Annotated in this window: 10 protein-coding genes; all 10 read left to right on the top strand. The window is 63.3% G+C overall.

Features of this window, described 5'->3' with window-relative positions; genetic code table 11:
- The first annotated feature begins 25 nt into the window (after window positions 1-25).
- The 10 genes from HU759_RS11395 (at window position 26) to HU759_RS11440 (ending at window position 12,401) form a co-directional block, all read left to right on the top strand.
- Window positions 26-664, top strand: a complete 639-nt coding sequence (locus tag HU759_RS11395) for a TetR family transcriptional regulator C-terminal domain-containing protein (protein WP_058420659.1) — start codon at window positions 26-28, stop codon at window positions 662-664.
- Between the two features lie 150 nt (window positions 665-814).
- Window positions 815-1,606 (top strand): enoyl-CoA hydratase-related protein, encoded by a 792-nt coding sequence (locus HU759_RS11400; protein ID WP_186617370.1) that lies wholly within the window; start codon window positions 815-817, stop codon window positions 1,604-1,606.
- Between the two features lie 31 nt (window positions 1,607-1,637).
- Complete coding sequence (locus HU759_RS11405) at window positions 1,638-2,798, top strand: acyl-CoA dehydrogenase family protein (RefSeq protein WP_186617371.1); 1,161 nt, start codon at window positions 1,638-1,640, stop codon at window positions 2,796-2,798.
- 18 nt (window positions 2,799-2,816) lie between these two features.
- Window positions 2,817-4,925: an acetate--CoA ligase family protein gene (locus HU759_RS11410; protein ID WP_186617372.1), complete on the top strand. Its 2,109-nt coding sequence runs from the start codon at window positions 2,817-2,819 to the stop codon at window positions 4,923-4,925.
- Window positions 4,915-6,522, top strand: a complete 1,608-nt coding sequence (locus tag HU759_RS11415; protein WP_186617373.1) for a 5-guanidino-2-oxopentanoate decarboxylase — start codon at window positions 4,915-4,917, stop codon at window positions 6,520-6,522. The genes HU759_RS11410 and HU759_RS11415 overlap by 11 nt, the downstream gene beginning before the upstream one ends.
- Window positions 6,523-6,541: 19 nt before the next feature.
- Entirely contained in the window at window positions 6,542-8,128 is a 1,587-nt protein-coding gene (locus tag HU759_RS11420; protein WP_170038729.1) for an ABC transporter substrate-binding protein, read from the top strand.
- 149 nt (window positions 8,129-8,277) lie between these two features.
- Window positions 8,278-9,237, top strand: a complete 960-nt coding sequence (locus HU759_RS11425; protein WP_138453369.1) for an ABC transporter permease — start codon at window positions 8,278-8,280, stop codon at window positions 9,235-9,237.
- A gap of 3 nt (window positions 9,238-9,240) precedes the next feature.
- Complete coding sequence (locus HU759_RS11430) at window positions 9,241-10,068, top strand: ABC transporter permease (protein WP_099547681.1); 828 nt, start codon at window positions 9,241-9,243, stop codon at window positions 10,066-10,068.
- A gap of 2 nt (window positions 10,069-10,070) precedes the next feature.
- Complete coding sequence (locus tag HU759_RS11435; RefSeq protein ID WP_186617374.1) at window positions 10,071-11,690, top strand: ABC transporter ATP-binding protein; 1,620 nt, start codon at window positions 10,071-10,073, stop codon at window positions 11,688-11,690.
- Window positions 11,691-11,699: 9 nt separating this feature from the next.
- Window positions 11,700-12,401 carry an NAD(P)H-dependent oxidoreductase gene (locus HU759_RS11440; RefSeq protein ID WP_186617375.1) on the top strand — a complete coding sequence of 234 codons (702 nt, stop codon included), beginning with the start codon at window positions 11,700-11,702 and terminating at the stop codon, window positions 12,399-12,401.
- Window positions 12,402-12,452 lie beyond the last annotated feature (51 nt).

The following is a 12,452-nucleotide window of genomic DNA, read 5'->3' on the forward strand; positions in this document are numbered from 1 at the left end:
CGACTCAACCGAAGGACACCGCCCCATGACTCAGGAATCGCGTTTCTCCCGCATGGAGCCGCAATTGCGCAAGGCCAACCTGGTTCAGGCGACGCTGACGTGCCTCAAGCGCGATGGCTTCCAGGGCGCTTCGATCCGCAAGATCAGCGCTGAGGCCGGGGTGTCGGTAGGGCTGATCAGCCATCACTATTCGGGCAAGGATGAGTTGGTGGCCGAGGCCTATCGCACCATCACCGCCCAAGTCATGAGCCTGTTGCGCGAGACCATGGCCAAGGCGCCGCCGCAGCCGCGTGAGCGTTTATCGGCGCTGTTCCGTGGCTCCTTTTCAGCTGAACTGCTCGACCCACAGTTGCTGGACGCCTGGCTGGTGTTCTGGGGCGCGGTCAAGACCGCGCCGGCGATCAACCAGGCCCACGAGCATTCCTATGGCGAGTACCGCACCATCATGCGTTCGGCGTTGGCGGACATGGCCAGGGAGGAAGGCTGGGAGCAATTCGACGCTGATTTGGCCGCCATCGGCTTGAGCGCGTTGCTCGATGGCTTGTGGCTGGAGTCGGGGCTCAACCCCGGCACGTTCACGCCGCAGCAGGGCATCCAGATCTGCGAAGCCTGGGTGGACGGCCTGCAAGGCGGCGGTCGCGCGCGCTACCAGCTCAAAGCCTGAACCTTCCCTTCAGCGCCTGAACGCTCTATTCGGGCGTTTTTTTTCGCCCTGAAAATATTTGCAGTTTGCCGATTGCCTCCTTACTGAACACTCGTTTAGTATCTCGCCATGTCGCACCCCTCACGCCAACTAAAATAATTCGAGGAAGCCATGACTACCGATTCGCCCGTGCTCACTCAGGTGCAAGCTGGCGTTGCCTGGATCACGCTCAACCGTGGCCCGCAGCGCAATGCACTCGACATCCCGACCCTCAACTACCTGCATGCGGTGCTCGACGCGTTCAACACCGACCCCAGCGTGCGGGTGGTGGTGCTCACCGGCAGCGGCCGTAGTTTCTGCGCCGGTGCCGACCTGGCTGAGTGGGCCGACGCCGAGTCCCGTGGCGCCCTGGAAACCTACGGCTGGACCGAAACCGCTCACGCCCTGATGACCCGCCTGCATACCCTCGACAAACCTACGATTGCTGCGATCAACGGCACCGCCGTCGGCGCGGGCATGGACCTGACCCTGTGCTGCGACCTGCGCATCGCCGCCCAATCGGCGCGCTTCAGGGCCGGCTACACCAGCATGGCGTATTCGCCGGACGCTGGCGCCAGTTGGCACTTGCCGCGCTTGATCGGCAGCGAGCAGGCCAAGCGCCTGCTGTTCCTCGATGAGCTGTGGAGCGCCGAGCGCGCACTGGCCGCCGGGCTGGTGGGCGAAGTGGTCGCCGATGAGCAGTTGCATGCCCACGCAAGCGAGCTGGCCACGCGCCTGGCCAACGGCCCCACCTTCGCCTTCGCCCAGACCAAAACCCTGATCCGCGAAGGCGCCGGGCGCAGCCTGCCTGAACAGCTTGAGGCCGAACTGGCCGCCGGGCTGCTGTGCGGGCGCAGCGACGACGGCGCCGAAGCGCTGCGTGCCTCGATGGAAAAACGCCTGCCGGTTTTCTCCGGTCGCTAAGCCCACACAGGAAGCCCACATAGGTAGCGCCATGAATTTCCAACTCAGCCAAGAACAAGACATGTTGGTGGACGCGGTACGCAGCTTTGTTGCCAAGGAATTGTTGCCCCATGAGGACGCGGTGGACCGTGCCGACGCGGTTTCGCCCGAGCTGGCCGCGCAGATTCGCGACAAGGCTGTCGCTGCCGGCTTCTATGCTTTCAACATGCCCGAAGAGGTGGGCGGTGGTGGCCTGGATTACCTGTCCCAGGCGTTGATCGAACGCGAGTTGTCCAAAGTCTCGTGGGCGCTGCATGTGTTTGTCGCGCGCCCGTCCAAGATTCTCATGGCTTGCACTGGCGCGCAGGTCGAGGACTACCTGTTGCCGTGCGTGCAAGGCAAGAAAGTTGACTGTTTCGCGCTGACCGAACCCGGCGCCGGCTCCGACGCCAATGCGATCAAGACCCGCGCCGTGCGCAGCGGCGATGACTTCGTGATCAACGGCAGCAAGCACTTCATCAGCCACGCCGGCCATGCCGATTTTGCCATCGTGTTTGCCGTCACCGACACCTACGAACACAACGGCCGCCAGCGCAATGCGGTGACTGCATTCCTGGTCGATCGCGGCACGCCCGGCATGACCATCCGCCGTGGCCCCAAGTGTGTGAGCAACCGCGGTTATCACACCTATGAAATGTTCTTCGACGACTGCCGCGTGCCCGCCTACAAAGTGCTGGGCGAAGTCGGCAAGGGGTGGGAGGTCGCCAACGCCTGGCTCACCGCTGGCCGGGTGATGGTCGCTGCCAACTGCGTCGGCCAGGCCCAGCGTGCGCTGGAGGTGTCGCTGCAATGGGCGGCGGACCGCAAGCAGTTCGGCCAGCCCATCGGCACCTACCAGGGCGTGAGTTTCAAGCTGGCCGACATGGCCACGCAGATTCGCGCCGCCGAGCTTCTGACCCTGCACACCGCCTGGAAGATGGACCAGGGCAGCATGACCGATGGCGAGGCCGGCATGGCCAAGCTGTTTGCCAGTGAAACCCTGGGCAAGGTAGCCGATGAAGCCGTGCAGATCTTTGGCGGCATGGGCTTGATGGATGAAGGGCCGGTGGAGCGCATCTGGCGTAACGCGCGGATCGAACGGATCTGGGAAGGCACGTCGGAAATCCAGCGGCACATTATTGCCCGTGAACTGTTGCGGCCGTTGTTGCGCTGATCGGCGCGGAGAACGCTTATGTCCCAGGCTATTCGCGACAACCTCAAGCGCCTGCTGGCGCCCCGGCACCTGGCTTTTGTCGGCGGGCGCAGCATGGCCCGCGCCCTCAAGCGCTGCGCCGACGGCGGTTTTACCGGGCCGATGTGGCTGGTCAACCCGCAGCATGACAGCCTCGACGGCATCCCGTGTGTGCGTCGGGTTGCCGATTTGCCTTACGGCCCGGATGCGGTGTTTATCGCGACTAACCGTGAGCTGACCTTGGCCTGTGTGGCCGAACTCGCCGCCATCGGCACCGGCGGCGCCATTTGCTACGCCTCCGGGTTTGCCGAAACGGGCGTCAGTGGTGCGGCCTTGCAACAGCAGCTTGTTTCAGCGGCGGGCGACATGGCCTTGCTCGGCCCCAACTGCTACGGCTTGTTGGACTATTTGCACAGCGCCGCGCTGTGGCCGGTGGCCCACGGCGGCAAGGCGGTAGAGAAGGGCGTGGCGGTGCTCACCCAGAGCGGCAACTTTGCCTACAACCTGTCGATGAGCGACCGCTCGCTGCCCATTGCTTATATGGCGTCGGTGGGCAACCAGGCGCAGTTGGGGGTTGCCGAGTTGATGGACGTGCTGCTCGATCAGCCGCGCGTGACCGCCATCGGCCTGCACCTGGAAGGCTTGAAGAATGTGCCGGGGTTTGCCCGCGCGGCGCACAAGGCGCTGGAAAAAGGCATCCCGATTATCGCGCTGAAAACCGGCGTGTCGCAGATCGGCGCCGAGTTGGCCCTGAGTCACACCAGTTCGCTGTCTGGTTCCGATGCGCTGTACGACAGCCTGTTTGCGCGCCTTGGCGTGATCCGCGTGAGTGGGCCGGTGAGTTTTGTCGAAACCTTGAAAGCGGCGGCCTGCGGCAATCTACCTGGCGGCAATTGCCTGATCGCACTGGCCTGTTCCGGTGGCGACGCGGGGCTGATTGCCGACTACGCCGAGCGCAACCAACTGGCCTTGCCGAAGCTCGACGCAGGCCAGCGCGCCGAACTGGCGCAGGTGCTGCCCAGCTATGCCAACCTGGTCAACCCATTGGACTTCACCACCGCCATCTGGGGCGACCGCGAGGCGCTCGAACGCATGCTCGAAACGGCCCTGCGCACCGATGCCGATGCGGCGATGCTGGTGCTGGATTACCCGGCCGAATTCACTGGCGAGCGAAAGGAATGCGACCTGTTGTTGGCGCTGTTTTGCGCCGCGCTCAGTCGTCATGGCAAAACCGGATTCGTCACCTCGGCCTTTCCCGAATTACTGCCGGCCCATGCCCGCGAACGCCTGCATGCCCACGGCATTGCCGCGCTGCAGGGGGTGGAAGATGCACTCGCTGCCTGGGGGCGGATTGCCGACTATCAAAACCATCGCCGTGTGTTGTTGGAACGCGGCGAGTCGATCCTTGCACCGCTGTGCCCTCAGCCTCTTGCGGGCCAAGGCCTGGCGCTGGATGAATGGGCGTCCAAACAAGCCTTGCGCGCCTTTGGCTTGAGCACGCCAGCGGCGGTGCTGAGCACGCCAGGGCGCGCCATCGCAGACGCCAAACTCTTGGGCTATCCGTTGGTGCTCAAGGCCGTCAGCACCGACCTGCCACACAAAACCGAAGCCGGTGCAGTGGCGCTCAACCTGAAAGACGGTGTCGCACTGACCGCCGCGCTGGAGCAGATGCGCGAGCAAATCGGCGCTTATGCGCCGGGCATTGTCTTTGATCAATTGCTGTTGGAAAGCATGGCTACAAAGCCCTTGGCCGAGTTGATCGTGGGCATCAAGCGGGAAAATGACTTTGGCCTGGCCCTGGTGATTGGCGCTGGCGGGATCCTCGTGGAATTGCTCAAAGACAGCCGCAGCCTGCTGCTGCCGACCACCGATGAGGCGATTCGCAACGCCGTGCTCAGCCTGCGCAGCGCGGCCTTGCTGCAAGGTTTTCGCGGGCGTGAAGTGGCGGATATGGATGCGTTGGTGGCGGCCATTCGCGCGGTGGCCGACTACGCCTGCGCCAACGCCGGGCGGTTGCTGGAACTGGATGTGAACCCATTGTTGGTCAATGCCCACGGCACGCTGGCGGTGGATGCGTTGATTCGCCTAGGAGATGAACATGCAAGATAAGACCCTGACCGGCGGCCAGGCCCTGGTGCGGTTGCTGGCTAATTATGGCGTCGACACCGTGTTCGGCATTCCCGGCGTGCACACCCTGGAACTGTATCGAGGTTTGCCCGGCAGCGGCATTCGCCACGTGCTGACACGCCACGAGCAGGGCGCCGGTTTTATGGCCGACGGCTATGCGCGGGTCAGCGGCAAACCGGGCGTGTGCTTTGTGATCACCGGGCCTGGCGTGACCAACGCCGCCACCGCCATCGGCCAGGCTTACGCCGACTCGATTCCGATGTTGGTGATCTCCAGCGTCAACCACACCGCCAGCCTCGGCAAAGGCTGGGGCAGCCTGCACGAAACCCAGGACCAGCGCGCCATCACCGCGCCGATCACCGCGTTTTCGGCGGTGGCCTTGAGTGCCGAGGATTTGCCCGAATTGATCGCCCGCGCCTATGCGGTGTTCGACAGCGAGCGGCCACGGCCGGTGCATATTTCAGTGCCGCTGGATGTGCTGGCAGCGCCGATCAAACGCGACTGGAGCCATGAAGTCGTGCGGCGCCCGGGACGCGGCCTGCCATCGGCCGAGGCGCTGGAGCTGGCCGTAGCCAAGCTCGCGGCGGCCAAGCAACCCATGATCATTGCCGGTGGCGGCGCGCTGGCGGCGGGTGATGCGTTGCAGCGCTTGAGCACGTTGTTGGCGGCGCCGTTTTTCAGCAGTGTGGCCGGCAAGGGTTTACTGCCGGTCAATGACCCGCTGAATGCCGGTGCCACCCTGTGCGTGGAACCCGGCTGGCAACTGATCAGCCAGGCGGATGTGGTGCTGGCCGTCGGCACGGAAATGGCCGACACCGATTACTGGCGCGAGCGCTTGCCCATCACCGGCGAACTGCTGCGCATCGATATCGACCCGCGCAAGTTCAACGATTTCTACCCTTGCGCCGTGGCGCTCAAAGGCGATGCCCAACAGACCTTGCTGGCCTTGCTCGAACGTCTGCCGCCTGCGCCGCGTAACGCCGATGCGGCAAGCCAACAGGTCGCGACATTGCTTGAGGCGGTCGAGCTGGGGCACGGCCCTTTGCAGGCCATTCACCAAGGCATTCTTGAGCGTATCGAGGCCGAGCTGCCCGCCAACGCATTTATCAGCAGCGACATGACCCAGTTGGCCTACACCGGCAACTACGCCTACCGCAGCCGCGCCCCGCGCAGTTGGCTGCACCCTACCGGCTACGGCACCTTGGGCTATGGCTTGCCTGCCGGCATTGGCGCCAAGTTCGGCGCGCCGCTGCGTCCGGGCCTGGTGTTGGTGGGCGATGGTGGCTTCCTCTACACCGCCCAGGAACTGGCGACCGCGGTCGAGGAACTGCACAGCCCGTTGGTGGTGCTGCTGTGGAACAACGACGCCCTCGGCCAGATCCGCGACGACATGCTCAGCCTGGACATCGAGCCCATCGGCGTGCTGCCACGCAACCCGGACTTTGCGCTGTTCGCCCAGGCGTTCGGCTGCACCGTGAACCAACCCAAAAACCTGGATGAGTTGCAGACGGACTTGCGCAACGGTTTCAAACGCAATGGCGTGACCTTGATCGAGCTCAAACATGCCTGTGCCTGTTGACCTTTAGAGGAGCAAGACCATGAGCGAAAACAACAACAAAATGACTCAAGCGATGCACCGAAGGGACTTTCTCAAACACAGCGCCGTGGCGGGTGCGGTGGCGGCAGCGTTTTCCATGGGCCTGCCGTTGCACGCGTTTGCCGAAGAGGCGACACCCAAAGCCGGCGGTGTGCTGCGCCTGGGCCTGGCCGGCGGCAGCACCACCGATTCGCGGGACCCCGGCTCCTGGGTCGACACCTTCACGTTCGTCGGCTTCTCGGCGGTGTACAACACGCTGACTGAAATCGCCGTCGACGGCAGCGCGATCCCCGAGCTGGCCGAGCGTTTTGAATCCACCCCGGATGCGCGGGTGTGGACCTTTCACTTGCGTCAGGGCGTGACCTTCCACAACGGCAAAAGCCTCAGCGCCGACGATGTGGTGGCGTCGATCAATCACCACCTGAGCAAAGACTCCACGTCGGCGGCCAAAACCGTACTGGGCGACGTCGCCAGTGTCAGCGCCAAGGGCAATGATACGGTGGTATTCGAGCTGCATTCCGGCAATGCCGACTTTGCTTATGTAGTTGCCGATTACCATTTGGTGATCATGCCCGCCAAAGACGGCGCCGCCGATTGGCAGGCCGGTGTGGGCACCAGCGGTTACCGCTTGAAAAGCTTTGAACCCGGCGTGCGCATGGACTTGGAACGCAACCCCGATTACTGGAAGCCCGGCCGCGCGCACTTCGCCAGCGCCGAACTACTGGCCATCGCCGACGGCGCGGCGCGGGTCAATGCACTGGTCACCGGGCAAGTGGATGTGATCAACAAGGTCGACCTCAAAACCGTGGCCTTGCTCAAGCGCAATCCAAATCTTGTGATCGAGGAAACCAAGGGCGCCCAGCACTACACCTTCCCGATGCTGTGCGACAGCAACGAGTTCAAGAACAACGACATCCGCCTGGCGATGAAGCACGCGATCAACCGCGAAACCTTGCTGGCTTCGGTATTGCACGGCTACGGCCTGGTGGGCAATGACCATCCGATCCAGCCCGGCAGCCGCTTTATCAACGCCGCGCTGGAGCAGCGCACTTACGACCCGGACAAGTCACGCTTTTACCTGCGCAAAGCCGGTGTGGACTCGCTCAAGGTACGGCTGCAAGCCTCCGACGCCGCCTACACCGGCGCGGTGGACGCCTCGGTGCTGTTCAAGGAGCAGGCGCGCCAGGCCGGTATCGACATTGACGTGGTGCGCGAACCCGCTGACGGGTTCTTCTCCAATGTGTGGATGAAACAGCCATTCACCACCTCGTTCTGGTACAGCAGCCTGACCGCCGACCGCATGTTCAGTATCGGCTATGCCAAAGGTGCAGCCTGGAACGAAACCCACTGGGACAACCCACGCTTCAACCAACTGCTCACCGCCGCCCGTGGCGAGATGAACGCGCCGCTGCGCCAAGAGATGTACAACGAAATGCAGGCCCTGTGCCGCGATGACGGCGGCGCGATTGTGCCGCTGTTCGCCAGCTCCGTGGCAGCGCGTTCGAACCGCGTGAGTCATGGGCCGCTGACGGCGCCCTATGGTGAGCTGGATGGGTTGCGGTTGATTGAGCGGTGGTGGCAGGCATAGAAACCCTCCAAACAATGAAGATTCAATGTGGGAGCTGGCTTGCCTGCGATGGCGGTGTGTCAGGCTAAAAATCTATCGCTGATGTACCGCTATCGCAGGCAAGCCAGCTCCCACACTGGATTTGTGGTGGCTTAGGAGTCAACACACACATGAATAGTCTGTTGAAACTGGTCCTCCAGAGATTGGCCCTCGGCGTATTGTCGCTGTTCGCCGTCTCGGTGATCATCTTCCTCGCCGTCGGCCTGCTGCCTGGCGATATTGCCCAGGCCATGCTCGGCCAGTCGGCCACGCCGGAAACCATCGCCGCTTTCCGCGCGCAGTTGGGCCTGGATCTGCCGCCGCTGACGCGCTTTGCGCACTGGCTGTTGCGGCTGTTACAGGGTGATCTGGGTGCGTCGCTGGCCAACCAGCGGCCCATCGCCGAGTTGATCGGTGCGCGGCTGGGTAACACCTTGAGCCTGGCCGCCCTGGCGGCATTGGTGTCGGTGCCTACCGCGCTGGTACTGGGCATGCTTGCGGCGCTGTACCGCAACAGCTGGTTCGATCGCCTGCTCAATACCACGGCGTTGAGCGCAGTGTCGTTCCCGGAGTTCTTTGTCGCGTACCTGCTGATCCTGGTGTTCTCGGTGAAGCTGGGCTGGTTTCCCAGCCTGTCCAACCTGGCGCCGGATGCCACGTTCGGCACGCTCCTGGAGCGCTCGGTGCTGCCGGTTGCCACCCTGAGTCTGGTGGTGATCGCGCAGATGATGCGCATGACCCGCGCGTCCCTGATCAACCTGTTGGCCAGCCCGTATATCGAGATGGCCCGGCTCAAGGGCATCAGCCAATCGCGGATTATCTGGAAGCACGCGTTGCCCAATGCACTGGCGCCGATCGTCAACGTGGTGGCGCTGAACCTGGCGTACCTGGTGGTGGGTGTGGTGGTGGTCGAGGTGGTGTTTGTCTATCCAGGGCTCGGCCAGTTGCTGGTGGACTCGGTGTCCAAGCGTGACATCCCGGTGGTGCAGGCGTGCAGCCTGATTTTTGCCGCCACCTACATCCTGCTCAATACCGGGGCGGATGTGCTGTCCATCGCCAGCAACCCACGCCTGATGCATCCCAAGGGGTAAGCCATGAGCCTGTTGAGCCAAGTGGCCCGGGCGCCGTTGAGCGCCAAGTTCGGCCTGCTGATTATTCTGTTATACGTCGCGCTGGCGCTGTTGGCGCCGCTGCTGGCGCCCTATGGCGAAACCCAGGTGGTGGGTGAAGGCTTCGCGCCGTGGAGCGGCCAGTTTTTGCTGGGCACCGATAACCTGGGGCGCGACATGTTCAGCCGCCTGATGTACGGCGCGCGCAATACCTTGGGCATTGCCTTCCTGACGACGACGCTGGCGTTTCTGCTCGGTGGTTTGAGCGGTTTGGTCGCGGCGATCAAGGGCGGTTGGGTCGACCAGGGGTTGTCGCGGGTGGTGGATATCCTCATGGCGATCCCGCAGCTGATTTTTGCCTTGTTGATTCTCAGCGTGGTCGGCACCAATGCCACCTCGCTGGTGCTGGTGATTGCGCTGCTGGATTCGACGCGGGTGTTTCGCTTGGCCCGCGCGGTGGCGATGACGGTGGTGGTGCAGGATTTTGTCGAAGCCGCGCGCCTGCGCGGTGAAGGCTTGTGGTGGCTGGTCACCCGCGAAGTGCTGCCCAACGCCGCGGCGCCGCTGATCGCCGAGTTCGGCCTGCGTTTTTGCTTTGTGTTCCTGTTTATCAGCGCGCTGTCGTTCCTCGGCCTGGGCATCCAACCGCCCACCGCCGACTGGGGCAGCATGGTGCGCGACAACGCGGTGTTGATTACCTTCGGCGATATCAGCCCATTGTTGCCCGCGTTGGCGGTGGCGTTGATCACCGTCAGTGTGAATTTTGTCGTCGACTGGATGCTGCACAAATCCAGCGGCCTGAAGGAGGGTTGAGGATGGACAGGCCATTGCTGGAAATCCGCAACCTGCAGGTGGAAGGGCATTACGAGGATGCCTGGCACCCGTTGATCAAGGGCATTGATCTGACCTTGCAGCGCGGTGAAGTGTTGGGGCTGATCGGTGAGTCCGGGGCGGGTAAATCCACCCTCGGGCTGGCAGCGATGGGCTATGCGCGCGACGGTTGCCGCATCATCGGCGGCTCGGTGTGTTTTGATGGCATTGAGTTGCTGCAGGCCAACCCCGAAGCCTTGCGCAAGCTGCGCGGCTTGCGCATCGCGTATGTGGCGCAGAGCGCGGCGGCGTCCTTCAACCCGGCGCACCGCCTGATCGACCAGCATGTGGAAACGGCGGTGATCAACGGCGGCATCAGCCGCGCCCAGGCCGAGCGCGAGGCGGTGGAGCTGTACCGCGTACTGCGTTTGCCCAACCCCGAGACCATTGGCCAACGCTACCCGCATCAAGTCTCGGGCGGGCAGTTGCAGCGGGTGATGACGGCCATGGCCATGGCCTGCCATCCGGACCTGATTATCTTCGACGAACCCACCACCGCCCTCGACGTCACCACCCAGATCGAAGTGCTGGCGGCGATCCGTGACGCGGTGAAAACCTTCGGCAGCGCCGCCTTGTACATCAGCCACGATCTCGCCGTGGTCGCGCAGATGGCCGACCGCATCATGGTGCTGCGCCACGGCAAGTTGGTGGAGGAGGCCGACACTCGCAGCATGCTCAGCCAGCCGCAGCAGGACTACACCAAATCGTTGTGGGCAGTGCGCAGCTTTCGCACCGAGCCCAAGGCATGCCCGGTGGCGCAGGTGCCGTTGCTGGAAGTGCGTCAGGCCTGCGCCAGCTATGGGCAGCAGCCGGTACTGCATGAGGTGTCGATGCAGCTGTATCGCGGCCAGACCCTGGCGGTGATCGGCGAGTCCGGCAGTGGCAAAAGCTCCACCGCGCGCTTGATTACCGGGCTGCTGCCGGCCACGGCGGGGCAGGTGCTGTATGACGGCGAGGCGCTGCCGGTGGATTTTCGGCGGCGCAGCAAGGAGCAATTGCGGCGCATCCAGATGATCTACCAGATCCCCGACACGGCGCTGAACCCGCGTCAGCGCATCGTCGACATCATCGGCCGGCCACTCACGTTTTACCTGGGCCTCAAAGGCAAGGCGATGCGCGCGCGGGTCGCCGAGTTGCTGGAGATGATTGAACTGGACCCGGCGGTGTTCATGGAGCGCCAGCCCCGTGAATTATCGGGCGGGCAAAAGCAACGTATCTGTATCGCCCGCGCGCTGGCGGCCGACCCGCAACTGATCATCTGCGATGAAGTCACCTCGGCCCTTGATCAACTGGTGGCCGAGGGCGTGCTGAAACTGCTCAACCGCCTGCAGCAACAACTGGGCGTGGCCTACCTGTTTATCACCCACGACGTGGCCACCGTGCGGGCGATTGCCGACGAGGTGCTGGTGATGCAGCGGGGCAGGGTAGTGGACCAAGGCAGCCGCAATGCGATTTTTACTCCGCCGTACCAGGCTTACACCGGCCTGTTGTTTTCATCGGAGCCGGAAATGGACCCGGACTGGCTCGACCATTTGCTGGCCCAACGGGCGGCGCCCACTGTTTGAGGAATGCACATGAAGGTGTTGATTGTTCACGCTCACCCTGAGCCTCAGTCGTTTACCGCGGCGTTGCGCGACCAGGCGCTGGCTACGTTACAAGGCCAGGGCCATGAAGTGCAGGTGAGTGACTTGTATGCCATGCAATGGAACCCTGTGGCGTCTGCCGCTGACTTTGCCACGCGGGAGAATCCGGATTATCTGGTGTATGCCCTGGAGCAGCGCCTGGGCGTAAAAAATCAGTCGATCGCGGCGGACATCCAGGGCGAACTGGACAAGCTGCTGTGGGCCGACCTGCTGATCCTCAACTTCCCGATCTTCTGGTTCTCGGCACCGGCCATGCTCAAGGGCTGGATCGACCGGGTGCTGGTGTCCGGCGTGTGTTACGGCGGCAAGCGTTTTTACGATCAGGGCGGGCTTGCAGGTAAGCGCGCGCTGGTCGCCGTGACCCTGGGCGGGCGTGAGCATATGTTTGGTGAGGGCACGATCCACGGGCCGTTGGAGGAGATGCTGCGGCCGATTCTGCGCGGCACCCTGGCGTATGTCGGGTATGACGTGCTGGCTCCATTTGTGGCCTGGCATGTGCCGTATATCAGTGCCGAGGCGCGGCAGGATTTTCTGCTGGGGTATGAACAGCGGCTGCAAGGGCTTGCGGATGAGCAGCCCTTGGTGTTTCCGAAGCTGGCGCAGTTTGATGAGGCGTTGTATCCACTGTTCTGAACGCAACGATATTCAAATGTGGGAGCTGGCTTGCCTGCGATAGCATCAACT

It is taken from the genome of Pseudomonas sp. OE 28.3, from assembly GCF_014268205.2.
GTDB classification, from domain to species: Bacteria; Pseudomonadota; Gammaproteobacteria; order Pseudomonadales; family Pseudomonadaceae; genus Aquipseudomonas; species Aquipseudomonas edaphica.